Below are 24,947 nucleotides of genomic sequence, written 5' to 3'. Positions count from 1 at the left end.
GCTGGCCTAGGGTCTCGAAGATGAACGGACTCGTGCTGGCTCTCGTGATGGTGCTGGGCGTGATCGTGCTGACTCCGGTGGCCGACCGCATCCGCGTGCCCCAGCCGGTGCTGCTGACGATCTTCGGTCTTGCGATCGCCCTGGCGACCCCCGCCAACCCGCTCGACCTCGACCCGGCCCTCATCCTGCCGGTCGTCCTGCCTCCCCTGCTGTTCGCCGCCACCCAGCGCACCACGGTCAACGAGTTCCGAGAGCACGCCGGTGCCGTCTTCGTCCTCGCCGTCGGCCTCACGCTGGCCACGGTCGCGGTCGTCGCGATCGTCGCCCACGCCGCGGGGCTGTCGTGGTCGATGGCCTGGATCCTCGGTGCGATCGTCTCGCCGCCGGACCCCGTGGCCGCGACCGCCGTGGCCCGGCGCCTGCGCCTGCCCCACCGTCTGGTGACGGTGCTGGAGGGCGAGGGGATGTTCAACGACGCGACCGCGCTCGTGGCCTACAAGGTCGCGATCGTGGCGGCCGTCACGGGAGACATCACGGGCGGCGACATCGCGCTCGAGCTCGTGGAGGCGGTGGGGTTGGGGCTCGGCGTCGGCCTCCTGCTCGGCTTCATCTCCCGCTTCGTGCTGTCCCGCATCCACGACGGCCATGCCGAGACGACGGTCACCGTGCTCGTGCCGTTCGTGGCCTATGTCGGCGCAGAGCAGGTCAACGGCTCAGGTGTCCTCGCGGTCCTCGTGCTCGGTCTGTACCTGCGCACGTACGCCCACGACGCCACGACGTCGGGCGGCTGGCTGCTCGGCCGTGCGGTCTGGTCCTACTCCGACTTCCTCATCACGAGCCTGGTGTTCACCCTGCTCGGGTTCGAGCTCGTCGCGGTGATCAGGTCGACCGCGACGGATGCCGGCACCATCAGGCTGGCGCTGCTCGTCGTCGGCACCCTCGTCGTCTTCCGGGCCGCCTGGGTCTATCCCGCAGCGTGGCTGAGCCGCCTGCGAGCGCGGCGCCGCGACGTGCCCGTCCCGACGGGATGGCGCGAGTCCACCGTCGTCGCGTGGGCCGGGATGCGTGGCGTCGTCACCGTCGCGACGGCGGTGGCCCTGCCGACGGTCGTCGCCAGCGGCGATGCGTTGCCCTACCGCGACGAGGTCGTGACGGTCGCGCTCATCGCCGTCCTGCTGACGCTCGTGGTCCAGGGACTGACGCTGACCCCCCTCACGAGATACCTCCACGTCGGCAGCGACGTCGACGAGAGGGCTGAGATCTCCGGCCTGAGGCTGCGGGCCAGCCGGGCGGCGCTGGAGCAGATCAGGAGCGAGGGGCCCGAGCTCGACGGGGCCGTGCGCCGCGCGGCCATCGCCCAGTACCAGGGCTACATCGCGGCCCAGGAGACCATCGTGCGCACCCGCACGGGGGCGTCGGACGAGCCCGGCCAGCCGGGCCGCGAGCTCGAGGCCGTCCTGCGTCGGGCCAGCGACGTCGAGCGCCAGCTCGTGCTGACCGCCCGGAGGCGTGGCGAGGTCGCCGCGGTGAGCGCCGACGAGGTGCTGCGCGACATCGAGAACCGGGCCCTGCGCGACTTCGACTGAGTGCCTCGCTCCGGCGTCCCGCGGGCACCGTCGACCAGCCGGGCGCTCAGCAGAGGTTGATGCCGCCGGCGTCGAGCAGCTTGGCGACGACCTTCTCGTCGGTGACGGCCGGGACCATCCAGTCCTTGCCGGCCACCGACTTGGTGCCGGTCTTGCACTCGAACGTGCTGACCCGGCGGTCGAGCTGGACGGCCTCGTCGTAGAAGGCGGCCTCGAGCGGCTTGCCGTCGGCGCTCGCGCAGGTGATCTTGTGGTCGGCCAGCGAGCCCTCGGAGTCTCCGCTCGACGGGCAGACGAGCTCGGCCACGACGGCCCAGGTGGGGTGCGCGCCGGCCTCGGGGGAGGAGGCCGGGGAGCTGGCGCCGCAGGCGGCGAGGGGGAGGGCGACGGTCGCCGTGGTGCAGGCGAGGAGCAGACGTCGAAGCACGAGAGCGTTCCCTGAGGGTGGGGGATGGAGGGGTCGCGCCCGGAGGTGGTCGGGACGCGAGCGCCGACAACTCTAGAGGGCAGCGCCGCCCGGGCCCCACTCGAAAGGGTGCCCCTGAGCGTGCGGGAGTGACAGAGTCGACACATGGCCCGGCTGCGCATGACGACGATCGCCTCCCTCGACGGCTACGTCAACGACGCGTCGGGCGGATTCGCCTGGGCCGCACCCGATGCCGAGGTGCACGCCTTCGTCAACGACCTCGAGCGCGACGTCGGCACCTACCTCTGCGGTCGGCGCCTCTACGAGACGATGGTCTACTGGGAGACCGCCCCGACCGACGACACCGGCGACCCCGACGACGACATCGGGCACGACTACGCCCGGATCTGGCAGGCCGCCGACAAGGTCGTCTACTCCCGCACGCTCGACGCGGTCGCGAGCGAGCGGACGACGCTCGAGCGCGACCTCGACCCGACGGCCGTCGCCCGGTTCGTCGCCGCGGCCGACCGCGACGTCAGCATCGGCGGCCCGACGCTGGCGGCCGAGGCCCTGCGCGCCGGCATCGTCGACGAGCTGCAGCTGCTGACGGTGCCCGTCGTCGTCGGCGGGGGCACGCGGGCCCTGCCGGACGGCATACGCCTCGACCTCGAGCTGCTCGACGAGCGCCGCTTCGCGGGCGGCACGACGTACGTGAGGTATGCCGTCAGGCGGTGACCGTGCCCCCGGCGACCTCCGCGCCCTCCCCGTCCGCAGGCTCCGTCGTGCCGTCGGTGGGGGTGTCGAGGGCGACGAGTCCGTCGTGGAGCGTGTTCAGGAAGGCGACGCGCCGGTGCGCCTCGGTGCCGGCCATGACGAGCAGGAAGTCGACCTGGTCGCGGACCTGGCGCAGCTGCTCCTCGCTGCCCAGCTCGCTCGCGCGGCGGTAGAGGTCGAGGGCCTGCTGCGCCTCGTCCGCCGTGGCGCGCGGGCTCCACAGGGCTGCGAGCACGAGCAGGTCGGCGTAGACCGCGACGGTCCAGAAGGTCGGGGCGAGGTAGGCCTCCTCGCGCGCCGCCTCGAGGGCGTCGTCGATGAGGTCGCGGGCCTCGGACCGGTCGAGCGCCGTCCGGCCCTCGACCGGGCGCCAGCGCAGCGCCAGCTCGGCGGCCAGCCAGTTGGCGAGCGCGCCGTGGCGACGCCGGTCGGTGGCCCCCGAGGCGGTGCGCGCCGCGGCGTACCACTCCGACATCGCGACGAGGGCCTGGTGGGTCTGCGTCCAGTCGCCGGTGTGCGGGCCGCCCGGGCGCTCGGGGCAGGTGACGAGCGCGAGCCGCTTGTAGGCGCTGGCCACCCGCCACAGCCGGTCGATGCCGACCCCGCCGGGCGACGGGTGGGTGTCGCCCGGCAGGAAGGCCGTCCGCTCCGGCGCGTGGGCACCGAGGACGAGGGATGCCGGGTTGTCGAGCAGGGCGCGCAGGCGCTCGATGGCCGACTCGATCGTGGCGACCGCGTCGTCGACGGCGTCCTCGCTCGTGGCCGCAGCCCGCACCACCTGGTCGATCCAGACCTCGAAGTCGCGGACCGTCAGGGCGGTCCCACCGCGCTCGAGGGTCTGCTCGAAGTACTGCGTGGCGTGGGCGAAGTCGCCGAACTTGTTGTAGGTCCGGGCGATGAGCACCTGCAGCGCGTCGTCCTCGCGGTCCTCGGGCGTCAGCGCCTCGTAGAGCTCGCGCAGGCGGTCGAGGCCGTAGCGGGTGTTGCGGCTGACGTCGACCGACTGGCTGAGGTTCTCGATCTCGACCCGCGCCTGCTCGGCGCTCGCGGGCGCCCGCCGGACGGTGGTGGCCCGGTGCACGACGGCGTCGGGCGCCAGCCGGTAGTCCGGGTCGCCGTAGCACTGGTAGGCGCCCCACGTGTTGACGGCCGGGTAGTCGTTCCACGTCTGCCACCGGGCCGCGCCGAGGGCCTCGCCGAAGGTCAGTCCCGAGAGCATCCGGTCGTAGAGCGTCGTCGCGAAGGTCGACGCCGCACCGTCGTCGACGGCCCAGCCGCAGGCCACGACGGCGCGGACACCGATGTCGATGAGCTCGGTCGCGAAGCTCGCTGCGAGCCGGTGGTAGTTGCCCGTGCGCGGCGCCGGGCCGCTCGTGCCACCCGGGCCCGGCACGCCTCCCGGGCCGGCGGGACCGCCGGGGCCGCCGGTGCCGACGGCCCCGATCGGGGCGGCCGGGCCCATCGACCCGAGGTGGCAGCAGTTGACGACGACGAGCTCGGGGACCTGCCTCATCTGGCCCACCTCGCCCGCGGTGAGGTACATCCCGTTGCCCAGGACCATGCCCGTGACCGTGGCGTCGGTGCCGTCGCCGAGCGGCCACTCGTAGACACCGTGGCCGGCGAGGTGGACGACGCGGTAGGACGACGCGAAGAGCGCCTGGACGACCTTGGTGCCGCTCTCGGCGATGAGCGGCTCGGCGTCGAACCCGCTGGCCCGCAACGCTTCTGCGACGTTGCGCGCCTCCTTCTGGGCGGCCGGCAGGGCACTGAGGCCGCTCGCCGTGTCGCCGACGACGAGGGCGCGGCTGCTCGTGGCGGAGAGCACGTGGCTGCGCATCGACGAGCCCTCGAGCTGTCGCACGAGGCCACGGCGCACGCCGAGCGGCTCGCGGTCCTCCTGCGTGCCCTGGTCGTCGAGCAGCTCCCACGGGTAGTGCGCGGAGCCGCGGTCGACGAGGAGCACGAGGTTGTCGGTGTCGGGGGCCTGCGCCTTGAGGTCGTTGGGGAAGAGCAGCTCGAAGAGGGTCCGCGCCGCCGACGGGTCGGGCGACGGCGAGTCGACGAGCGACTCGACGAGCCGGTCGACGAGGGCCCGCTGCGTCGGGACGGTGCGCGTCGGGGTGCCCGCCCGGCGAGTGGAGGCCTCGAAGGTGAGGCTCCCGTCGGCCTCGCTGCGCACCCGCACCTGCTGCCACCAGCCGGATGGCTCGGAGAAGAGCAGCCGGCGCTGCCGTCCGGGGCGCTCCTCGAGCCGAAGGTCGGCCGTGAAGGAGTCGGCGAGCTCACTGCTCGTCAGGGACGACCCCAGCGCCTCGACTGCCTGGAGCGCGCGGTCCTGCCACAGCTCGATGACCTCGAGCTCGGCGATGTGCACACCCAGCTGAGTGTCGGCCAGCCGGTCGTTGGCACGCTGCACGCCGGTGAGCAGGGCCTGCACGCTGTCGCGCACGGGCAGGCCGCCCTGACCGGTGCCGATGAGCAGGCTGGAGAGGCGCAGCTGGAGCACCTCGGTGTGGGTGGCGGACGCCCCGCCGGTGAGGTGGCCGAGCGCCGCGGTCAGCGACGCATGTGCGACGGCGCGTGCGAGCGTCGCCGCGCTGAGGCCTCCGATCGGGCCGAGGCCCGCGACCACGGCGCCGGGCGGCCGGGTCCACTGCTCGGGGTCGGTGAAGACCTGGCAGGTCTCGATCGGCCCGGGGTAGATCCCAAGCGTCGCGGCGCGGGACAGCCGGCCGTCGAGCAGCTCGTCGAGGGCCCCCTCGCCGCCGACGAGGGTGCTGCCCGGGTAGTGGCCGACGAGGACGTGGTGGCGGGCGAAGCGCAGGTCGCCGTGCGAGATCCGCACGCGGGTCAGGGGTCGCGACGGGTCGGCGTCGGGGTCGACCTCCTCGGTCGCCGGCGCGGTCCGGGCCGGTGGTGCCACCGACGGAGCAGGAGCGGGGGCGGCAGGCGGGACGACCGGGGAGCAGCAGGTGGCGGGGGCGGAGCCGCTGCGGCCGGGGGCGCGGGCGGCGGTGGAGCCGCTGGGGCCGGAAGCGCGGGTGGCACCGGCCTCGGCCCACGCTCCCCGGGCAGCTTGGCGAGCCCATCAGGCTCCGTCGCCCCGGTCGGCTCCGACAGCTCGGCCTGCTCGGTGGGCTCGGGATGGAGCTGCTCGGGGAGGACGGGTGCTCCCTCGGGTGGCGTGACGGCATACGGCTCGGGCTGCGTCGGGGACGGGCCGCCCACGAGGGTCGACACGGCTCAGTCCCCCGCGGAAAGGAAGGTCTGGTCGAGGCGCGGGGCGCGGCCCTCGAGCTGCGGCACCTGGTCGTAGCTGCCGGTGAGGCCCGCGAGGGTGCGGGCGTGCAGGCGCCGGTAGGTCGCCTGCGGGTCCTCCCGCATGGCGCGCACGAGGTAGTAGGTGAGGGCGCCGTTGTACGTGCTGCCTATGTAGGCGTCCGCCGAGGTCTGGTCGTCGCGGCAGCCGCTCACGAGGGTCTCGGGCATGTCGACGACGTGGACGTCCTCCTGGCGGCGACGCCTCCGGCTGCGGCGAGGGGTGCCCGTGTGCTCGCCGCCGCGCTCCTCGTCGTCGGGGTTCGGCAGGAAGCGCGGGAGGATCTCGGGCGGTGGTGCGTCCGGGCGGACCGGCGCGCGGGTGTTGCTGCCCGAGTGGCAGCAGTCCATGACGACGGTGAGCGAGGCCCCGGGGTCGAGGCGGTCGATCGTCGTCCGGAGCCAGTCGTCGGTGAGCGGGTCGTTCCAGTCGAGGTCGTGGGGGCAGAGGATCTCGTCGCGGCCGTCGGTCGTCTCGTCACCGTTGGTGTCGGGCACGTTGGACCCGTGTCCCGAGTAGTGCAGGTAGAGCACGTCACCCGGTCCGGCCGAGTCGACGAGGTCGCTGATCGCCCCGGTCATCGCGGCCTTGGTCGCCGCGCCGTCGAGCAGCGTGGTGATGTCGGACTCGGCGAAGCCGTAGAGCTCGGTCAGGGCGGCGGCGACGTCGTTCACGTCGTTGACGCAGCCGCGGAGGTTCGCCCCCGGGATCGCGTACTCGTTGACGCCGATGAGCAGGGCGCGCTTGGACATGGTGAGCTCCTTCGACCCGCGGCCGTGCGGCAGGCGCGACGGCCCCTGCGAACCAGTGTTCTCCTCCCCGCCCGCTGATACATCCGGTTCAGGAGGAGTGGCCGTGGCTCCATCCCGACCACCGCGTGACGTTGACGCGCACGAAGGGACCGGCGGGCCGGTGCGCGGCGTACTGCGGGTACTTCTGCGCGAGCGAGTCCAGGGCCGCCGCCGTCCCGGCGGCCCCCAGCTCGACGACCTCGGCCCGGCCCTCCGCGCGCACCCACCACAGCTGCGTCCAGTCGTCGTCGTAGTGGTCGACGAGCAGGGCGACGGAGGGGTTGGCCTCGATGTTGGCGAGCCGCTGCAGCGCGCGCGTGGACTTGGGCTTGTCGTCGACGGCGCTCCACACGACGTCGCCGCTGACGACGAAGACGATCGGCACGAGGTGGGGCCGCCCGCCGGGGCGCACCGTCGCGAGCCGCGCCACCCGTGCCGCCGCGAACCGCGCCCGCGCGTCCTCGTCCACCTGCCCGAGCCTAGGCCCGGCGTGGTTGCATGAGGACATGTCGATCCCCGAGACGCACGAGCCCCCCGAGACGCACGAGAGGCACCTCGTCCGCACCCCCGACGGCCGCGACCTCGAGGTCCTCGTGACCGGCCCGGAGGACGGGCTGGCGCTCGTCTTCCACCACGGCACCCCGCAGGCTGCGGTGCCCTTCGGCATCCTCGAGCGGCCGGCCACCGAGCGTCGTCTGCGGACGATCACCAGCTCGCGGCCGGGCTACGGACGCTCGACCCCGCGCGCCGACGCGGCCACGACGGCGACCGTCGCGGACGACGCGGCCGACACGGCCGTCGTGCTCGACGCCCTCGGCCACGACACGTTCGTCACCCTCGGCTGGTCAGGGGGTGGCCCGCGGGCGCTCGCGTGCGCGGCCATGCTCCCGGGCCGCTGTCTGGCCGCGACGTCCGGCGTCGGCATCGCCCCGCCGGACGCCGAGGGGCTCGACCTCACGGCGGGCATGGGACCCGAGAACGTCGCGGAGTACGCCGCGGTGGCCGCCGGCCCCGACGCCCTGACGGCCTTCCTCGAGGAGCACGGCCTGCCGGTCCTGCGGGCCACCGCCGACGAGATCGTCGACGAGCTCAGTGGGCTGCTCCCGCCGGTCGACCGGGCCGCCATGACGGGTGAGCTCGGCGAGTACCTCGCCGCGGCCTCGCGCCACGCCGGCGCCCAGGGCATCGTCGGCTGGCGCGACGATGACCTCACCCACACCCGCCCGTGGGGCTTCGACCTCGCCGCGGTCCGGGTGCCGACGGCGGTCTGGCAGGGCACCGAGGACCTCATGGTCCCCTTCGCCCACGCGCAGTGGCTCGCGGCCCACGTCGCGGGCACCCGACCGCACCTCGTCGAGGGTGAGGGACACGTGTCGCTGCTCATGCGGATGGGCGACATCCTCGACGACCTGCTCGCGATGGCAGGCCGCTGAGGACCACGCCACACGGCATACGCTGGGTGGCGCCACCTCCACGCCGACCCGCGAAGGACACCGATGTACGGCTCAGTCAAGGACGAGATCGCCGCGACCCTGCAGGAGATCAAGGACGCCGGCCTCTACAAGAACGAGCGGGAGCTGACCTCGCCGCAGTCGGCGCACGTCACGACCCTCAAGGCCGAGGCGCTCAACTTCTGTGCCAACAACTACCTCGGCCTGGCCAACGACCCGACCGTCGTCGAGGCGTCGAAGAAGGCGCTCGACGAGTGGGGCTTCGGCATGGCGTCGGTCCGCTTCATCTGCGGCACCCAGACGCTGCACACCTCGCTCGAGCGCCAGGTCAGCGAGTTCCTCGGCACCGAGGCGACGATCCTCTACTCCTCGTGCTTCGACGCCAACGGCGGTGTCTTCGAAGTGCTGTTCGGCGCCGAGGACGCGATCATCAGCGACGAGCTCAACCACGCCTCGATCATCGACGGCGTGCGGCTGTCCAAGGCGATGCGCTACCGCTACAGGAACGCCGACATGACCGACCTTCGCGCCCAGCTCGAGGCCGCTGTCGCTGCGGGCGCCAAGCGCAAGGTCGTCGTCACCGACGGCGTCTTCTCGATGGACGGGTCGTATGCCCCGCTCGACGAGATCTGCGACCTGGCCGACCAGTTCGGTGCCCTCGTCTTCGTCGACGACTCGCACGCCGTCGGCTTCGTCGGCGACGGCGGGCGTGGCACGCCCGAGCTCTTCGGCGTCATGGACCGCGTCGACATCCTCACCGGCACGCTCGGCAAGGCGCTCGGCGGCGCCTCCGGCGGCTACGTCAGCTCGCACCAGGAGATCGTCGACCTGCTGCGCCAGCGCTCGCGGCCCTACCTCTTCAGCAACTCCGTGGCGCCGTCGGTCGTGGCCGGCTCGATGGCCGCCCTCCAGCTCGTCGAGAACTCGGCCGAGAAGCGCGAGACGCTCAAGGCCAACACGGCGCTCTTCCACTCGCTCATGACCGAGGCCGGCTTCGAGCTGCTGCCGGGCACGCACCCGATCCGGCCGGTCATGTTCCCCGGCGAGGACGGCGCCCGGCAGGCCGCCCAGATCGCCGACCACATGCTCGGCAACGGCGTCTACGTCATCGCCTTCAGCTTCCCGGTCGTGCCGCGCGGCAAGGCTCGCATCCGCGTGCAGCTCTCGGCCGCGCACTCCGAGGCCGACGTGCGCGCGTGCGTCGACGCGTTCGTCGCGGCCCGGGACGCCGTCGGCTGACCGGCTCGGTCCGGCTCAGCCGGCTCAGCCGGTGGGCAGGTCCCGCAGCCAGGGCCGTGTCAGGTCGAAGCGGCGTCCCGAGATCTCGTCGACCTCGATGGCGATGACGACGGACTTCGGGGTGTCGACCCACGGGCGGACCGGCAGGCGCTCGACGACGTATGCGGCCTGCCCCTCGAGCGTCCGGGCACGCCCGCGGCAGATGACGCTCGTCGCGCGCTCGCCGACGATCTCGTCGACCTCGAAGGCGACGTCGGTGTTGGCCGTGACGCCGAAGAGCTTGCTGCCCTCGGCGGTCATGAAGACGAGGCGGTCCCCGTCGACCGCGTAGTTGATCGGGGTGATGTGCACCTCGCCCACGAGGTGGAAGGCGAGCCGGCCGAACTCGTGCGACCGCAGGAAGCCCCAGGACTCCTCCGGGTGAAGGACGTGGACCGGGTCGTGGTCAGTCATGGCGACCTCCTTGGTATGCCGAATGGCGACTGCCTGGCTACTACCCATGGTAGTAACAACTGCGTCCGACGCACCCGGCCGTGTGACGAGTCCCCTGTCACACGAGGCGTGCGATTGACTGTGCCCATGGACTTCTACAGCTCGTGGGCCCAGGGGTTCGCGCGGGTCGCAGCGTGCACGCTGCCGATCGTCGCCGTCGATCCCGAGCGCAACGCCGACGCCGTCATCGCCCAGCTCCGCGACCTCGACGACGACGGCGTGGGGCTCGCGATCTTCCCCGAGCTGTGCCTGTCGGGCTACGCCATCGACGACCTGTTCCTCCAGGACACGCTGCTCGACGCCGTCGACGACGCCCTGGCCCGCATCGCCGAGGCCACCGCCGACGTGCGCCCCGTGGTCGTCGTCGGCGCGCCGCTCGAGAAGGGTTCGCGCGTCTACAACTGCGGCGTCGTGATCCATCGCGGTCGCATCATCGGCGTGGCCCCGAAGTCCTACCTGCCGACCTACCGCGAGTTCTACGAGCGGCGGCACTTCGCGCCGGGCGACGACCAGCGCGGCCAGACGATCGACGTCGCGGGCGACCGGGTCCCGTTCGGTCCCGACCTGCTCTTCCGCGCGACCGACGTGCCCGGCTTCGTGCTGCACGTCGAGGTGTGCGAGGACATGTGGGTGCCGGTCCCGCCGAGCCACGAGGCCGCGCTCGCCGGCGCCACGGTGCTGACCAACCTCTCCGGCTCGCCGATCACGGTCTCGCGTGCCGAGGACCGCCACCTGCTCGCCCGCAGCGCCTCCGCCCGCTGCCTCGCGGCCTACCTGTATGCCGCAGCCGGCGAGGGCGAGAGCTCGACCGACCTCTCCTGGGACGGCATGACGATGGTCTACGAGAACGGCGCCCTCCTCGCGCAGAGCGAGCGCTTCCCCGAGGGGGCTCGCGCCTCGGTGGCGGACATCGACCTCGACCTGCTGCGCCAGGAGCGGCAGCGCCAGGGCACGTTCGACGACAACCGCCGCACGCTCGCCGCCCGGACCGACGGCTTCCGCACCGTCGAGCTCGAGCTGGACCCGCCGACGGGCGACCTCGGACTGCTCCGCAAGGTCGACCGCTTCCCCTTCGTCCCCGACGACGCGGACCGCCTCGCGCTCGACTGCTACGAGGCCTACAACATCCAGGTCTCCGGCCTCGAGCAGCGGCTGCGTGCCATCGGCCAGCCCAAGGTCGTCATCGGCGTCAGCGGCGGCCTCGACAGCACCCACGCGCTCATCGTCGCGGCCAAGGCCATGGACCGGCTCGACCGGCCGCGCAGCGACATCCTCGCGTTCACGATGCCCGGCTTCGCCACGAGCGGCCACACGAAGGCCAACGCCATCGCCCTCATGGAGAGCCTCGACGTCACGTGGGAGGAGCTCGACATCCGCCCTGCGGCGACCCAGATGCTCCAGGGGATGGGTCACCCGTTCGGCCGGGGCGAGGAGGTCTACGACGTCACCTTCGAGAACGTCCAGGCCGGGCTGCGCACCGACTACCTCTTCCGCATCGCCAACCAGCGCGGCGGCATCGTGCTCGGCACGGGCGACCTCTCGGAGCTGGCCCTCGGCTGGTGCACCTACGGCGTCGGCGACCAGATGAGCCACTACGGCGTGAACTCCGGCGTGCCCAAGACTCTGATGCAGCACCTCATCCGCTGGGTGGTCTCGTCCGGCCAGTTCGAGGACCACGTCGGTGAGACCCTGACCTCGATCCTCGACACGGAGATCAGCCCCGAGCTCGTCCCGTCCAAGGACGGCGAGAAGCCCCAGAGCACGCAGGCCGTCATCGGCCCCTACTCCCTCCAGGACTTCACGCTCTTCCACGTGCTCCGGCGCGGCTACCGCCCCTCGAAGATCGCCTACCTCGCGTGGAACGCGTGGCGTGACAGCGAGGCGGGGGAGTGGCCCGCGGGCTACCCGGAGGCCGAGCGGACGGCATACGACCTCGCGACGATCCGGCACTGGCTCGAGGTGTTCGTCAAGCGCTACTTCGCCAACCAGTTCAAGCGCTCCGCGCTGCCCAACGGTCCCAAGGTCGTCGCCGGCGGGTCGCTGTCCCCACGGAGCGACTGGCGCATGCCGTCGGACGCGACCTCCGTCGCGTGGCTCAACGAGCTCGACGCGAACGTCCCTGAGAAGTAAGGCGATCCGAGTGGCATCGAAGATCATCGTCCGCGACTACGACGACGCCGACTGGCCCGCCGTGTGGCCGGTCATCGAGGAGGTCGTCCGGGCCGGCGACACCTTCCCGTTCCCCCTCGACCTCACCGAGCAGGAGGCCCGGTCCATCTGGCTCGAGAACGGCCCCGGTGGCCGTGTCACCGTCGCGGTCGACGGTGACCGCGTGCTCGGCACGGCGAAGATGGGGCGCAACCGCCCCGGGCCCGGCTCGCACGTCGCGACGGCAAGCTACATGGTGTCGGCGGAGGCGCGCGGACGCGGCGCCGGGCGTGCGCTCGTCGTCGACTCCCTCGACTGGGCGAGCGAGTCCGGTTATGCCGCAATGCAGTTCAACGCGGTGGTCGCCACCAACACCGGTGCCGTCAAGCTCTACGAGAGCCTCGGCTTCACCGTCGTCGGCACCGTGCCGCGGGCCCACGAGCTCCCGAGCGGGGAGCGCGTGGGCCTGCGCATCATGCACGTCGACCTCTGAGGGTCGACCGGCTGACGAGCTGGGCTCAGCTCGTCAGCACGACCTTGAGGGCGCCGGTGTCCGCCGCCCGGGCGAACGTGTCGTAGGCGTCCATGAACTCGGCCATCGGGAAGCGGTGCGTGACGAACCGCGCCAGGTCGATGTGGTGGGCGGCCAGCAGCCGCAGCAGGGTCGGGGTCGAGTACGTGTCGACGAGTCCCGTGGTGATCGTGACGTTCTTGATCCAGAGCTCCTCCAGGTGCAGGGTGGCCGGGCCGCCGTGGACCCCCACGTTGGCGACAGTGCCACCCGGACGGACGAGGGCGGTGCACTGCTCGAACGTCGGTGCCACTCCGACCGCCTCGATGGCGACGTCGGCCCCGAGACCCTGCGTCAGGTCCCGGAGGATCGCGACGGCGTCCTCGCGCGAGGGATTCACCGTGATGTCGGCCCCGAACTGCTTGGCCGCCTCGAGTCGGGCATCGGCCAGGTCGATGGCCACGACGTGCGCCGGACTGAAGAGCTTGGCACCCATGATGGCGGAGAGGCCGACCGGGCCGGCGCCCACCACCGCTACGACGTCACCGGGACGGACCCGGCCGTTCAGCACACCGACCTCGTAGCCCGTGGGCCCGATGTCGGCGAGCATGAGTACTTCCTCGTCAGTCACTCCTTCGGGGACGGCATACGTCGACGTGTCCGCGAAGGGGACTCGGACGTACTCCGCCTGTGTGCCGTCGATCTTGTGGCCGAGGATCCAGCCGCCACCACCGATGCACTGGCCGTAGCTGCCCTCGCGACAGTAGCGGCACGCACCGCACGCGGTGATGCAGGAGACGAGCACGCGGTCACCGACCCTGACGTTCTTGACGCCGGCGCCGACCTGCTCGACGGTCCCAACCGCCTCGTGCCCGAGGATGCGACCGTCGGTCACGGCGGCGACGTCACCCTTGAGGATGTGCAGGTCGGTGCCGCAGATGGTGACGGTGTCGACCTTGACGATCGCGTCCGTGTCGTCCTCGATCATCGGCTTGGCCACCTGCTCCCAGGCCTTCTGGCCCGGGCCGTGGTAGACGAGCGCCTGCATGACGGATCCGTTGGAGGCCATGGCGATCAGCTGATCTCGACGTGCGTCGTCTTGGCCTCGGTGGCCTTGGGCATCGTCACCATCAGCACGCCGTCGGCGAGCGAGGCCGCCACGGCCGACTCGTCGACCGCGACCGGCAGCACCGCCTCGTAGATGAAGCTGCCGGACGTGCGCGTCGTGTGGCGCAGGGTGCCCCGACCCTCCTTCTCCGTCGACTTCGTGCCGCGCACGCTGAGCCGGCGACCGGAGAAGTCGATGGTGATGTCCTTCTTGTCCACGCCCGGCAGGTCGAGCTCGAGCGTGAAGGCGTCGTCGGTCTCGCGCAGCTCGCCTCCGGGTGCGAAGTCGCCGACGCCCAGGCCGGGCGACCACATCTGCTCCATGAGGTCCTGCATCCGACCGGCCCACGGTCCCAGCTCGCCCCACGAGAACGGCTCCGGCCGCGGCTGGACGGCCCGGCGCTCAGGGGCCTTCGACCCGGTGTTCGTGCTCATGTCTCCTCCTCGTCGTCGCGCCGCACGGCATCCGCGGCGCCATCACCAGTGCACGTCGGCGAGAGTCCCGAGAAACAGGGCCGTTGGTCCCTACCTGCCCTCGGGACCCGGCGGGACCGTGGTCTCATGGGCGACATGGCAGTGCAGGGGCGCACCGCGCAGCGGGAGCCGATCGAGCACGTGCCCTCCCTGCCGCCGCTCGTCGGCGACTACGTGGAGCGGCGGCGGACCTTCAGCTGGGACGGTGCGCGCGACTGGCTGCAGGGCGACGCCGAGGGCCACCTCAACATGGCCCACGAGGCCGTCGACCGGCATGCGCGAGGCGAGCTCGCCCACGCCGTCGCGGTCCGCTTCCTGGCCCGCACGGCGCCGACGGCGGAGCTGACGTACGCGCAGCTGCGCGAGCAGAGCGACATCACCGCCGCGGCACTGCGTCGCCCGGGGCAGCAGCTGGCCGGTCAGGCGTGCCGGGCGTGCCGGGCGCGCCGGTCACGCCGGTCACGCCGGGGGGTGCCGGGCGTCAGCGGGGCGACTCCAGGGCCTGGCGCAGCAGCTGCACGAGCGCCTCGAGCTGGAGGGTGTCGCCCGCGGTGATGTCCTCGTCGCTGCCGTCGAGGGCGCGAGCGGCGAGCCCCTGCTTGGCGTCGATGAGCTCGGCGATCTTGGAGTCGATGGTGCCCGAGGCGAGGATGCGCCAGGCGGTGACCGGCTCGTCCTGGCCGATGCGGTGCACGCGGTCGATGGCCTGCTGCTGCTCGGCCGCGGTCCACGACAGCTCGGCGAGCACGACGTTGGAGGCGGCGTGCAGGTTGAGGCCGACTCCGGCAGCCGTCAGCGAGCAGACGGCGACGGCCACCTCCGGATCCTTCTGGAACGCGTCGATGGCCTCCTGCCGCTGCTTGGAGGTCTGGTCGCCGCGCACCGACACGGTGCGCAGTCCGGCCGAGGCCAGCACCCGCTCGGCCGCGTCCATGACGTCGATGTGCTTGGCGAAGAAGACGACCTTGCCGACCGAGTGCGACAGCTGCACGGCGTAGTCGGCAGCGAGCGTCGACTTGGCCTGGCCGATGCGGCGCACGAGGGAGAAGACGTTGTCGGTGCCCTTCTCGGCCGAGGTCGAGCGCAGCTCGGCGGCGGCGACGCGACGCATGAGGTCCGTGTCGGGCTCGTCGTCCTCCTCGCGTCCCTCGCCCTGGGCCAGCAGGGCGCGGTAGCGCTCGGCCAGACGGCGTCCGAGGGCGCGCTCGGCCTCGCGGATCGAGCGGCCGAGGTCGTCGTCGAGCTCGACGGTGATGTCGGCGATCCGCTTGTCGGGCAGGTCCTTCGCGACGTCGACCTTGCGGCGGCGCACGATGCCCATGTCGATGACGGCGCGGCGGGCCTCGGGGTAGAAGGCGCGGTCGGCCGGTGTGTGTCCGGTCTCGTCGAGGCGGCGCAGGATCGGGGCGGTCGGCTTGCCGTCCTTGATCCAGCCGAGGAAGCGCCAGATCGCGTCGAAGTCCTTGACGTCGTTGATGAGCGGCGTGCCGGTGAGGGCGATGAGCAACGGGTCGCCGCCGGGCGTCGTCTCGCGCAGGCGGTCGCCGAGCGCGAGCACCTGCTGCGAGCGCTGCGAGCTGAGGTTCTTGATGAAGTGCGCCTCGTCGACGACCATCGAGCGGAAGCCGAAGCTCGAGAGCCACCCGAAGTGCCGGTCGAGGATCTCGTAGTTGACGACGAAGACGTCGGCGAACGCGTCGACGTCGTTGCCGTCGCCGTGGATGACCGTGACGCGGCGCTGCGGCGTCCAGCGCTCGACCTCGCGGGCCCAGTTGATCTTCACGACGTTGGGCACGACGGCGAGCATCGGGTAGGCGCCTGCGATGGAGGCGGCCATGACCGACTGGGCCGTCTTGCCGAGGCCGGGCTCGTCGGCGAGCAGGAAGGTGCGGTGGCCCTCCTGGACGCTCTGCAGGAAGCGGGACTGGTGGACCATGAGCTGCGAGCCGGGCGGGGAGAAGCGGTCGATCTGCGGCGTCGGCGGCAGCTCCATCGACGCGGCCTCGCCGCCGGCGCCCTGCTCGAAGGCGCGGTAGAGCGGGCTGAGCAGGTCCCACCCGGCGAGGCGGCCGGGGAGGTAGTCTTTGTGCCCGCGGGTGAGGTCGGGCGTCAGGAACGGGTTGGCGAGCGCGCGGGACGGGACCGACTGCGGCGTGACCTGGCGGGCGGCGATCTGCGGCGGGACGACCGGCCGCGGGGGCTCGGGGGCCTGGATGACGAGGTCCTCCTCGGCGAGCTCGGCGCCCGACTCGAGGAGCCAGTCGCGGCGCATCTGCTGCGCGGCGGGACCCGGCTTGGCGTTGGCGTCGAGGAGCGTCAGCAGGCTCGTGTCCCGGGCGGCGACCTGGGCGAGGATCGTCGCGATGCCGTCGAGGCGCTTGAGCAGGTCGGCGCGCGTGGCCGACGGGATCGAGGTGTCCTCACGCACGCGGGAGCGCTCCGAGCGCATGAGCAGCGCCACGACGAGGAACTTCGTCCGGTTCGTCGGGCTGGCCTTGCCCTTGCTCGAGACCCGGGCCTCGACCTCGCGGACCCGGCGCGCGAGCACGGGGATGAGCGGGGCCGGCTCGTCCCGGCGCTGCGTGGTCTTGCGCGGGCCGGCACTCTGGCCCTGCTTGGAGCCCTGCTTCGACCCCTGCTTGGGGCCCTGGCCGTCGGTCGGTCGGCGGCGGACGCGCGTTGCCATGTTCCTCCTGATGACGCGGAGGACGTCGAGCGGGCTGGCCCCCGGGCGACACCCTGACGCGGGTGTCGGCGGCGGACTCGGCTCGAGTCCCGGTGGACGCGCCATCGCGCGCCCGATGCCCCGAGCGCCGGACCGGCGGACGCGCCACGGACGGGCGCTGGGACACCTCGACTCTACAGCCCCGTCAGCACGGATCGGGCCGTATGCCGTGTGGCCGTGCCGCGCGCGCCGTGGACGGAGGGCGCGCTCAGCCCAGGTTGACCCCGACGAGCGCGCCGATGGCATACGTCACGCCCATGGCGAGCAGACCGCCACCGACGTTGCGCAGCACGGCTCGCGTCGCGGGGCTGCGCCCGAGGCGCGCGCTGGCCCAGCCCGTCAGGGCGAGGGCGGCGGCGACGCTGAGGACCGTGACGTGGATGCGGTAGGTCGCCGGGCTGAAGGTGATGGTCAGCATCGGGAGGATGGCCCCGACGACGAAGGCCAGCATCGAGGCGCCGGCCGCGTGCCACGGGTTCGTCAGGTCGTTCGGGTCGATGCCGAGCTCGGCCTCGGCGTGCGCGGCGAGCGCGTCGTGCGCGGTGAGCTCGCCGGCGACCTCCTCGGCGAGCTCGCGGCGCATCCCCTTCGCCTCGTAGATCTGGGTCAGCTCCTCGAGCTCGCCCTCGGGGTCCTCGCGCAGCTCGCGCGTCTCGAGCTCGATGAGGGCGCGCTCGGAGTCGCGCTGGGTGCTGACCGAGACGTACTCGCCCGCGGCCATCGACATGGCGCCGGCGGACAGCGCCGCGATCCCGGCGAGCACGATGGCGCCCTTGTCCGCGGTGGCACCGGCCACACCCACGACGACACCGGCCGTCGAGACGATGCCGTCGTTGGCGCCGAGGACACCGGCCCGCAGCCAGTTGAGCCGGCTGCCCACGTTCGCGTCGTGGGGCTCGGCGCGGTCGTGGTTCGAGTCGGTGGGCGTCGGCTCTTCGGACGCGCGGACCTCGGACATGGGTGATGCTCCGATCGCTGTTTCACTGGGGGTCGCTGACGGGCAGCGGGACGTTGGCGTGAGGCTGGCTCGACCCTGATCGTCGCACCCGGCCCCTGGGGTGTCACGGTAGGTGAGGCTCACCTGACGACCCGGCCGGGCCGATGACGGCGACATTCGCGCGGCGCCCCGACATGCGCGAGGATCAGGACATGTCGGGCGTTCGGGGCGAGGACGGCACGGTGGGGGACGACCTCTACCGCTGGATGGTCGCGGCCTCCCCCGACGGGCTCTGGGTCTTCGACGAGGCGGGCCACACGCTCTTCGCCAACGGGCGGATGGCCGAGCTGCTCGGCCGCGACCCCGACGACATGGTCGGCTTCTCGGTCTTCGACGCGGTCGACGACATCGGCAAGGAGCAGTTCCGCCACCACCTCGAGGAGCTCGCGAAGCAGGGCGTGGCGGGCGACAACATCGAGTGCAGCCTGCTCGACGCCCACGGCAACCGCTTCTGGGCGCTCGTGTCGCACACCCCGCTGCTCGACGAGACGGGCACGCGACGCGGCTGGATGCACCGGGTCAGCGAGCACAGCGACCAGCGCAGGCTGCTCGACCAGCTGGCCGAGGCCCAGTCGATCGCCAAGGTCGGCAGCTGGGAGTGGGACGTCGGCGCCGACCGGGTGTCGTGGTCCGACGAGCTCTACCGCATCTACGGCCTCGACCGCACCGACCTCACGCCGACCTACGAGGGCTTCCTCGCGCGCATCCACCCCGACGACCGGGCCCTCGTCGCACGAGTCGTCGGCGCCGCGCTGGAGTCCCAGGACTCCTTCGAGTTCGACGCCCGGGTCGTGCAGAGCAACGGCGAGATCGCGTGGATCCGTGGTCGTGGACGCGTCACGCGGGACCCCGATGGTCGCGCGATCCGGATGGGTGGCACGACGCAGGACATCACGGAGAAGAAGGACGCCGAGCAGGCGCTCGGCCTCGTGACGGCCATGGCCACCGCGGCCAACGAGTCCGCGACGCTCGACGAAGCCATCCCCGCGATCCTCCGGGAGGTGGCCCGGCACACGACGTGGCGGCCGGTGCTCGGTTCGGTCGTCGACGTCGAGGGCCGACTCGCCGACCCGATCCGGCCGGGTGAGGACGTCGAGGTGAGCAGCCTGTCCGTCGCTGCGGGCCTGGAGTTCGCGACCCGGGCGGTGTCGAGCGCGTCGGTCGTCGCCGGGCCGTCGCACGAGGGTTCGACGATCGTCGCCGTGCCCGTCGTCAACGAGGGCCGCGTGGCCTGCGTCGTCGTGCTCGACATGCGCACCGCCGCCCCGCCGGTCGAGACCGACGCCGCGACGATCTCGCAGATCACGTCCCTCTTCGCGCGCGTCGTCGACCGGGAGTGGACGGCCGAGCGGCTCGAGCAGGCCCGCGACGCCGCCGAGGAGGCCTCGCGTGCCAAGTCGGAGTTCCTCGCGACGATGAGCCACGAGATCCGCACGCCGCTCAACGGCGTCATCGGGCTGGCCGAGCTGCTCGGACGCACCGAGCTGACGACCTACCAGCGCCGCCTGTCCGACGGCATCGACCAGGCCGGGCGGGTGCTGCTCGGGCTCGTCAACGACATCCTCGACCTGTCCAAGATCGAGGCCGGTCGGCTCGAGCTGGAGGCCGTCGACTTCGACCCCGCGGCGGTGCTCGAGCGCAGCGTCGCGCTGCTCGCCGAGCGGGCCCGCGCCAAGTCCCTCGACCTCTCGGTCGCCCACGGTCCCGACGTGCCCTACATGGTGTCGGGCGACCCGGTGCGCTTCGGGCAGGTCGTCGCCAACCTCACGACCAACGCCGTGAAGTTCACCGACGCGGGCAGCGTCACCATCCACCTGGGCCTCGAGCGGATGACGGCCACGGGCCCGGTGCTGCGCGTCGAGGTCACCGACACCGGCGCCGGGATCGCTCCGCAGGTGCGCTCGCGGCTGTTCGAGTCGTTCTCGCAGGGCGACTCATCGACGACGCGCGAGTACGGCGGCACCGGCCTCGGCCTCGCGATCAGCCGCCAGATCGTCACGGCCTTCGGCGGCGAGATCGGGGTCGAGAGCGAGCCGGGCCGTGGCAGCACCTTCTGGTTCACCGCCGGCTTCGGGACGGCCTCGACGCGCACCGCCGGACGCTCCGCCTCGCAGACCGCCGCCGTGTCGGGGCTGCGGGTCCTCGTCGTCGGGGCCGACGTGCTGCACCGCGCACGCGTCGAGGAGCAGCTGACCACGTGGGCGATGACGGTGACGTCGGCGGCCTCCGGGGTCGACGGCCTCGTCCAGCTCGACCGGGCCGACCGCAGCGGCAGTCCTGTCGACGTCGTCGTGCTCGACGACCCGGCGTCGGGCGCCGCCGGGCTCCAGGTCGCGCGGATGATCCGCTCGGACGAGCGCTTCGCGGGCGTACGCGTCGTGCTCGTCTGCGCGCACGTGCCCCCACCCGACGCGGCGAGCTCGGGAGAGGCCGGGGTCGACGCGGTCCTGACGGCGCCCGTCATGCCGTCCTCGCTCTTCGACGCCATGGCAGACGTCGCCGGTCGGCACCTCGCGGCCGAGACGGTGCGGCCGGTGGTCGCCTCGCCGGGGTCCGACGGGCACCTCGGCACGGTCCTCGTCGTCGAGGACAACGAGGTCAACCAGCTCGTCGCGCAAGGCGTGCTCGAGAGCCTCGGCTACGCCGTCGTGCTCGCTGGCAACGGGGTGGAGGGCGTCGAGGCGCACCGTGCGCACGGCGACGACTTCGTCGCCGTCCTCATGGACTGCCAGATGCCGCAGATGGACGGCTACGCGGCGACCCGCGCCATCCGCGAGCGCGAGCAGACGGGTCGGCGCGTGCCGGTCATCGCCATGACGGCGTCGGCCATCGCGGGCGAGCGCGAGCGCTGCCTGCAGGCCGGTATGGACGACTTCCTCACCAAGCCGATCGACGTCGCGCTGCTCGCGGCGACACTGCGTCGGTGGACCGGTGGCGAGGCCGGGCCGAGATCACGGACGGCTGTCGGCGCCGCGACCGATGCGACGGGTGCGCCCGGTGCGCCCGGTGCGCCCGGTGCGCCCGGTGCGCCCGACCAAGCCGCGTCCGTCGACGGTCCCGTCGATGCCCCCGAGAAGGGCGATGGCGCGGGAGTCCTCGACCACGGACGGCTCGAGGAGCTGCTCGACCTCGACCCCGGCGATCCATCCATGCTGCTGCGCTTCATCGACCGGTTCGGGGTGGGCGCCCGCCAGCGGGTCACCGAGCTGCGCGACGCGCGCGCCTCAGGTGATGCCGGCACCCAGGGTCGGATCGCCCACGCGCTCAAGGGAACTGCGGCCAACCTCGGGGCGACGGCCCTCGCCGAGGTGTGCTTGAGCATCGAGGACCTCGGCGCCGCGGGCCAGCTCGCCGACGACGCCTTGCTGTCGCGCCTCGACGAGGAGGCGGATCACGCCGTCACCGCCCTCGAGCACTACGCCCGGTCGCTGCGCGCCTCCTCCTGAGAGTCGCCTCCAGACCGGGGGCGCGCCTGCTCCGCAGGTCCGGGCCGACACACGGCCGGGTCAGCGGCACACCGTGCACCGCGTGCCGCTGGCTGCAGGGTGTGCGGCTGGCTGCCGTGGTCCTGGCGTCAGGTCGTCCTGGCGCTGTCGGGCGTGCTCGAGCCGGAGTCGTCCTGGTCCTGGTCGTCGGAGAACGGGTCCGAACCTGGTCCGCCCTGGCCCAGCTGCTGGAGCAGGTCCTGCGGGTCGAGCTGGCTCAGCTGGTTGGGGTCGATGCCGTTCAGGCCCCCGCCGTTCTGCAGGTTCGGCAGCTGCTGCGGCGTCGTGCCCTGCTGGTTCTGCAGGCCTTGGAGGCCCTGCTGGCCCTGCTGGTTCTGCAGGCCACGCTGACCACCCGGGAACTGGAAGTTGCGGCCCCCGCCCGGACCGCGGAAGCCGCCGTCGTCCCCGGTCGAACCGGACGGCATCGCGGCGGCCGCGGCGACGGCGCCCGCCGACGTCAGCAGGAGGGCGAGCCCGGCGGTCACGGCCGTCTTCTTCGCGCTCCAGCGCGACCCGTCGCCCGAGTTCCCGTTCTCGCGAACAGGCAGGCCGGTGGGCGAGAGCGGCACACCCGGCCCGGCGATGGGGGCCGCGGCACCCGGCGACACGGCATACGCGTACGGCGTGGACGGCGGGGTCACGGGGATCTCGCTCGTCGCCGCCGTCGGCAGGTGCTGCGTGTCGTCCGCGGTCTCCGGGCCGCTCGGGTCGAACTGCGGGAGCGCCGGCTTCGGCTGCTCCGCCGGCACCTGGGGCATGGACTCGTTGCTCATGGGGATCACGGTCCGGCGGCTGCCTGTGCGAGCGCTGTGGCAGAGCCGTCGGAGGGCTGGGACTTGGCGCCGACCGGGACAGAGGCTCCACAGGAATCACACAGGGAGGTACTGGTCATCGCACAGGCCCTCGGGTTTCACTGGATGACATGAGCGAGAAGACCAAGCCCGCAGCAGCGCGACTCCAGCGGCTCGACGGCTCCCCGGTGCGGGTGCTCGTCGTCGACGACGAGGCCAACCTCACCGAGCTGCTCGGCATGGCGCTGCGCTACGAGGGCTGGGAGGTGCGCGCAGCCGGCACCGGCATGGAGGCCGTGCGCGCCGCGCGCGAGTTCGACCCCGACGCGGTCGTGCTCGACATGATGCTGCCCGACTTCGACGGGCTCGAGGTGCTGCGCCGCATGCGCGCCGACAACAGCAACGTGCCGGTCCTCTTCCTCACCGCCAAGGATGCCGTCGAGGACCGCGTCTCGGGGCTCACCGCCGGCGGCGACGACTACGTGACCAAGCCGTTCTCCCTCGAGGAGGTCGTCGCCCGCGTCCGTGCGCTCATGCGCCGCACGACGATCGCCGTCTCGTCCTCGGACTCGATGCTCGTCGTCGGCGACCTCACCCTCGACGAGGACAGCCACGAGGTGATGCGCGGCAGCGAGGAGATCCACCTGACCGCAACGGAGTTCGAGCTCCTGCGCTACCTCATGCGCAACCCCAAGCGGGTGCTGTCCAAGGCGCAGATCCTCGACCGTGTCTGGAACTACGACTTCGGCGGCCAGGCCAACGTCGTCGAGCTCTACATCTCCTACCTGCGCAAGAAGATCGACGCGGGACGGGAGCCGATGATCCACACCATGCGAGGAGCTGGGTATGTCCTCAAGCCGGCCGTCTGACATCGGCCACGCCGTCACGGACCTCCCCGACCCCGCCGACCTCCCCGAGGCCGACGGCTCCGCAGCGCCCGACCTCTTCGCGGACGGGGTCGGCTTCACCGACGAGAACAGCCGTACGGCTCGCGACACCGACGACACGATGGCGTATGCCGTGTCGCCGGGCACCGCTGCCGCCGCACCTGCCGGGTCGGCCGGGGCCACGTCCAAGTCCGGTCCGAGGGACACGGGCGGGCCGACGCTGCGCGAGCGGTGGGACTCGACGCGCGAGCGGGTGCGGCCGTGGTCGGCGTGGTCCCTGCGCGCCAAGCTCGTCGCCTCGATGCTCGCCCTGTTCACCGTGCTCAGCATGATGACCGCCGTGTTCACGGTGACCGCGCTCAACCAGGCCCTCATCGGCCAGGTCGACCAGCAGCTGTCCGACTCCCTCAACCGCCCCAGCCGGGGTGGTGACGACGACGGAGGCCCGGGTGGCGGCCCGGGGGCGGACCGGATGGAGGTCTACCTCACGGCGGACGGAAACGCCGGCTACGTCTACCGATCCGGGGTGCGCACCAGTCTGACGAGCTCCCAGATCGCGCTCGTCAAGGCGGCCGGGCTCGGGTCGACGCCGAAGACGCTCGACCTCGGCGGCGAGATCGGCCGCTACCGCACGGTCGCGGCCACCCGGCCGATCCGGAACCTCCAGACCGGCGACCAGGTGATCGGCACCTACGTGGCCGGCATCTCGACCGGACCGACCGACGTCATCGTCGGGCGCATGATCGTCATCGCGATCGCGACCGTCGCGGCCGGCATCATCCTCGTGGCCCTGCTCGGCACCTGGCTCGTGCGGCGCAACCTCGAGCCGCTCCGCCGGGTCGCGGCCACGGCCACGAAGGTCTCGCAGACGCCGCTGGCGTCGGGTCGGGTCGCCCTGGGCGAGCGCGTCGCCCCGGCGGACACCGACACACGCACCGAGGTCGGGCAGGTGGGGGCCGCCTTCAACGAGATGCTCGACCACGTCGACGAGGCCCTCAACGCCCGGCACCAGAGCGAGCAGCGGGTGCGCCAGTTCGTCGCCGACGCCTCGCACGAGCTGCGCACGCCGCTCGCCTCGATCAAGGGCTACGCCGAGCTGTCACGGCGCGAGCCCGATGTCGTCCCGCAGACAGTCACGCACGCGATGGGCCGCATCGAGTCCGAGGCCAACCGCATGAGCTCGCTCGTCGAGGACCTGCTCCTTCTCGCGCGCCTCGACGCCGGACGCCCGCTGGAGGCGGCGTCGGTCGACATGTCGATGCTCGTCATCAACGCCGTCAGCGACGCCCACGCCGCATCACCCGGCCACCGGTGGGACCTTGACCTGCCGCCCGAGCCGGTCGAGGTGACCGGCGACGGGGCCCGGCTGCACCAGGTCGTGGCCAACCTGCTGGCCAACGCGCGCACGCACACCCCCGACGGCACCCGTGTCACGACGTCGGTGCGACCCGAGGGCGAGTGGGTGCGTGTGGCCGTCCACGACGACGGACCCGGCGTGCCGGAGTCGTTGCAGCCCAACGTCTTCGAGCGGTTCGCCCGAGGTGACGGGGCACGGGTGCGGGCGAGTGGCAGCACGGGTCTGGGCCTGTCGATCGTCGCGGCCGTGAGCAAGGCCCACGGCGGACGTGTCGAGCTCGACAGCCGCCCGGGAGACACGACCTTCAGCCTCCTCCTGCCCGCCGCCCCCTGACCGTCCCTCACCGCACTCATCGAACGCGGCGTTCGGTCTCGAACTCACTGCTCTACCGCGGTGTTCGAGAC

Annotated in this window: 20 protein-coding genes; 10 read left to right on the top strand and 10 right to left on the bottom strand. The window is 72.5% G+C overall.

Annotated elements, in window-relative coordinates; all coding sequences use genetic code 11:
• Window positions 1-20 precede the first annotated feature (20 nt).
• The gene (locus IEY30_RS15185) at window positions 21-1,586 is read left to right on the top strand and encodes a cation:proton antiporter (protein ID WP_030198654.1); all 1,566 of its coding nucleotides are present in this window, start codon (window positions 21-23) and stop codon (window positions 1,584-1,586) included.
• 46 nt (window positions 1,587-1,632) lie between these two features.
• Here the strand turns inward: IEY30_RS15185 and IEY30_RS15180 are convergent, their stop codons facing one another.
• A complete protein-coding gene (locus IEY30_RS15180; protein WP_030198658.1) occupies window positions 1,633-2,013 on the bottom strand; it encodes a hypothetical protein in 381 nt (126 codons plus the stop codon).
• A 144-nt stretch (window positions 2,014-2,157) separates the two neighbouring features.
• Between IEY30_RS15180 and IEY30_RS15175 the strand changes: the two genes are divergently transcribed.
• On the top strand, window positions 2,158-2,727 hold the full coding sequence (locus IEY30_RS15175) for a dihydrofolate reductase family protein (RefSeq protein ID WP_030198660.1): 570 nt from the start codon (window positions 2,158-2,160) through the stop codon (window positions 2,725-2,727).
• Here IEY30_RS15175 and IEY30_RS15170 read toward each other — a convergent pair.
• From IEY30_RS15170 to IEY30_RS15160, 3 genes are all read right to left on the bottom strand, one after another.
• On the bottom strand, window positions 2,717-5,689 hold the full coding sequence (locus IEY30_RS15170; RefSeq protein ID WP_030198661.1) for a CHAT domain-containing protein: 2,973 nt from the start codon (window positions 5,687-5,689) through the stop codon (window positions 2,717-2,719). The two genes, IEY30_RS15175 and IEY30_RS15170, sit on opposite strands and share 11 nt — an antisense overlap.
• A gap of 320 nt (window positions 5,690-6,009) precedes the next feature.
• On the bottom strand, window positions 6,010-6,837 hold the full coding sequence (locus IEY30_RS15165; RefSeq protein ID WP_030198662.1) for a caspase family protein: 828 nt from the start codon (window positions 6,835-6,837) through the stop codon (window positions 6,010-6,012).
• 88 nt (window positions 6,838-6,925) lie between these two features.
• Window positions 6,926-7,345 carry a TIGR03668 family PPOX class F420-dependent oxidoreductase gene (locus tag IEY30_RS15160; protein WP_030198663.1) on the bottom strand — a complete coding sequence of 140 codons (420 nt, stop codon included), beginning with the start codon at window positions 7,343-7,345 and terminating at the stop codon, window positions 6,926-6,928.
• 37 nt (window positions 7,346-7,382) lie between these two features.
• Between IEY30_RS15160 and IEY30_RS15155 the strand changes: the two genes are divergently transcribed.
• Together IEY30_RS15155 and IEY30_RS15150 are read left to right on the top strand one after the other, a co-directional pair.
• On the top strand, window positions 7,383-8,309 hold the full coding sequence (locus tag IEY30_RS15155; RefSeq protein WP_052358565.1) for an alpha/beta fold hydrolase: 927 nt from the start codon (window positions 7,383-7,385) through the stop codon (window positions 8,307-8,309).
• Between the two features lie 63 nt (window positions 8,310-8,372).
• On the top strand, window positions 8,373-9,566 hold the full coding sequence (locus IEY30_RS15150; protein WP_030198671.1) for a glycine C-acetyltransferase: 1,194 nt from the start codon (window positions 8,373-8,375) through the stop codon (window positions 9,564-9,566).
• A gap of 24 nt (window positions 9,567-9,590) precedes the next feature.
• Here the strand turns inward: IEY30_RS15150 and IEY30_RS15145 are convergent, their stop codons facing one another.
• Window positions 9,591-10,019 (bottom strand): pyridoxamine 5'-phosphate oxidase family protein, encoded by a 429-nt coding sequence (locus tag IEY30_RS15145; protein WP_030198674.1) that lies wholly within the window; start codon window positions 10,017-10,019, stop codon window positions 9,591-9,593.
• 126 nt (window positions 10,020-10,145) lie between these two features.
• Here IEY30_RS15145 and IEY30_RS15140 point away from each other — a divergent pair, with 126 nt between their 5' ends.
• Window positions 10,146-12,188: an NAD(+) synthase gene (locus IEY30_RS15140; protein WP_030198678.1), complete on the top strand. Its 2,043-nt coding sequence runs from the start codon at window positions 10,146-10,148 to the stop codon at window positions 12,186-12,188.
• Between the two features lie 10 nt (window positions 12,189-12,198).
• Entirely contained in the window at window positions 12,199-12,699 is a 501-nt protein-coding gene (locus IEY30_RS15135; protein WP_229675022.1) for a GNAT family N-acetyltransferase, read from the top strand.
• Window positions 12,700-12,724: 25 nt separating this feature from the next.
• Here the strand turns inward: IEY30_RS15135 and IEY30_RS15130 are convergent, their stop codons facing one another.
• Both IEY30_RS15130 and IEY30_RS15125 read right to left on the bottom strand, forming a co-directional pair.
• Window positions 12,725-13,765: a zinc-dependent alcohol dehydrogenase family protein gene (locus IEY30_RS15130; protein WP_188960155.1), complete on the bottom strand. Its 1,041-nt coding sequence runs from the start codon at window positions 13,763-13,765 to the stop codon at window positions 12,725-12,727.
• A gap of 26 nt (window positions 13,766-13,791) precedes the next feature.
• Entirely contained in the window at window positions 13,792-14,259 is a 468-nt protein-coding gene (locus tag IEY30_RS15125; RefSeq protein WP_052358566.1) for an Hsp20/alpha crystallin family protein, read from the bottom strand.
• 126 nt (window positions 14,260-14,385) lie between these two features.
• On the opposite strand from IEY30_RS15125, the gene IEY30_RS15120 reads away from it, so the two are divergent.
• Window positions 14,386-14,853, top strand: a complete 468-nt coding sequence (locus tag IEY30_RS15120; RefSeq protein ID WP_030198693.1) for a hypothetical protein — start codon at window positions 14,386-14,388, stop codon at window positions 14,851-14,853.
• Here the strand turns inward: IEY30_RS15120 and IEY30_RS15115 are convergent.
• Window positions 14,780-16,984, bottom strand: coding sequence for a DEAD/DEAH box helicase (locus tag IEY30_RS15115; protein ID WP_043416842.1), 2,205 nt, complete (start codon window positions 16,982-16,984; stop codon window positions 14,780-14,782). The two genes, IEY30_RS15120 and IEY30_RS15115, sit on opposite strands and share 74 nt — an antisense overlap.
• A gap of 247 nt (window positions 16,985-17,231) precedes the next feature.
• On the bottom strand, window positions 17,232-17,981 hold the full coding sequence (locus IEY30_RS15110; RefSeq protein WP_030198705.1) for a VIT1/CCC1 transporter family protein: 750 nt from the start codon (window positions 17,979-17,981) through the stop codon (window positions 17,232-17,234).
• Between the two features lie 191 nt (window positions 17,982-18,172).
• Here IEY30_RS15110 and IEY30_RS15105 point away from each other — a divergent pair, with 191 nt between their 5' ends.
• Window positions 18,173-21,466: a PAS domain-containing hybrid sensor histidine kinase/response regulator gene (locus IEY30_RS15105; RefSeq protein WP_162181006.1), complete on the top strand. Its 3,294-nt coding sequence runs from the start codon at window positions 18,173-18,175 to the stop codon at window positions 21,464-21,466.
• A gap of 128 nt (window positions 21,467-21,594) precedes the next feature.
• On the opposite strand, the gene IEY30_RS15100 is transcribed toward IEY30_RS15105, so the two are convergent.
• On the bottom strand, window positions 21,595-22,281 hold the full coding sequence (locus tag IEY30_RS15100) for a hypothetical protein (RefSeq protein ID WP_030198714.1): 687 nt from the start codon (window positions 22,279-22,281) through the stop codon (window positions 21,595-21,597).
• 149 nt (window positions 22,282-22,430) lie between these two features.
• Between IEY30_RS15100 and IEY30_RS15095 the strand changes: the two genes are divergently transcribed.
• Window positions 22,431-23,168, top strand: coding sequence for a response regulator transcription factor (locus IEY30_RS15095; RefSeq protein ID WP_030198718.1), 738 nt, complete (start codon window positions 22,431-22,433; stop codon window positions 23,166-23,168).
• Window positions 23,146-24,876 (top strand): sensor histidine kinase, encoded by a 1,731-nt coding sequence (locus tag IEY30_RS15090; protein WP_030198720.1) that lies wholly within the window; start codon window positions 23,146-23,148, stop codon window positions 24,874-24,876. Before IEY30_RS15095 ends, IEY30_RS15090 begins: the two co-directional genes overlap by 23 nt.
• The last annotated feature ends 71 nt before the right edge of the window (window positions 24,877-24,947 follow it).

This window comes from Terrabacter tumescens (genome assembly GCF_014646815.1).
GTDB classification, from domain to species: domain Bacteria; phylum Actinomycetota; class Actinomycetes; order Actinomycetales; family Dermatophilaceae; genus Terrabacter; species Terrabacter tumescens.
The sequence above is the reverse complement of the archived record's forward strand: the minus strand, read 5'-3'. Positions and strand labels throughout refer to the sequence as shown.

Bases quoted from the DNA above. Each gene is read 5' to 3' on its own strand.
- IEY30_RS15175 (WP_030198660.1), top strand. From the start codon at position 2,158: ATGGCCCGGCTGCGCATGACGACGATCGCCTCCCTCGACGGCTACGTC.
- IEY30_RS15120 (WP_030198693.1), top strand. From the start codon at position 14,386: ATGGGCGACATGGCAGTGCAGGGGCGCACCGCGCAGCGGGAGCCGATC.
- IEY30_RS15110 (WP_030198705.1), bottom strand. From the start codon at position 17,981: ATGTCCGAGGTCCGCGCGTCCGAAGAGCCGACGCCCACCGACTCGAAC.
- IEY30_RS15165 (WP_030198662.1), bottom strand. From the start codon at position 6,837: ATGTCCAAGCGCGCCCTGCTCATCGGCGTCAACGAGTACGCGATCCCG.
- IEY30_RS15140 (WP_030198678.1), top strand. From the start codon at position 10,146: ATGGACTTCTACAGCTCGTGGGCCCAGGGGTTCGCGCGGGTCGCAGCG.
- IEY30_RS15105 (WP_162181006.1), top strand. From the start codon at position 18,173: ATGTCGGGCGTTCGGGGCGAGGACGGCACGGTGGGGGACGACCTCTAC.
- IEY30_RS15150 (WP_030198671.1), top strand. From the start codon at position 8,373: ATGTACGGCTCAGTCAAGGACGAGATCGCCGCGACCCTGCAGGAGATC.
- IEY30_RS15155 (WP_052358565.1), top strand. From the start codon at position 7,383: ATGTCGATCCCCGAGACGCACGAGCCCCCCGAGACGCACGAGAGGCAC.
- IEY30_RS15090 (WP_030198720.1), top strand. From the start codon at position 23,146: ATGTCCTCAAGCCGGCCGTCTGACATCGGCCACGCCGTCACGGACCTC.
- IEY30_RS15145 (WP_030198674.1), bottom strand. From the start codon at position 10,019: ATGACTGACCACGACCCGGTCCACGTCCTTCACCCGGAGGAGTCCTGG.
- IEY30_RS15100 (WP_030198714.1), bottom strand. From the start codon at position 22,281: ATGAGCAACGAGTCCATGCCCCAGGTGCCGGCGGAGCAGCCGAAGCCG.
- IEY30_RS15095 (WP_030198718.1), top strand. From the start codon at position 22,431: ATGAGCGAGAAGACCAAGCCCGCAGCAGCGCGACTCCAGCGGCTCGAC.
- IEY30_RS15125 (WP_052358566.1), bottom strand. From the start codon at position 14,259: ATGAGCACGAACACCGGGTCGAAGGCCCCTGAGCGCCGGGCCGTCCAG.
- IEY30_RS15185 (WP_030198654.1), top strand. From the start codon at position 21: ATGAACGGACTCGTGCTGGCTCTCGTGATGGTGCTGGGCGTGATCGTG.
- IEY30_RS15115 (WP_043416842.1), bottom strand. From the start codon at position 16,984: ATGGCAACGCGCGTCCGCCGCCGACCGACCGACGGCCAGGGCCCCAAG.
- IEY30_RS15130 (WP_188960155.1), bottom strand. From the start codon at position 13,765: ATGCAGGCGCTCGTCTACCACGGCCCGGGCCAGAAGGCCTGGGAGCAG.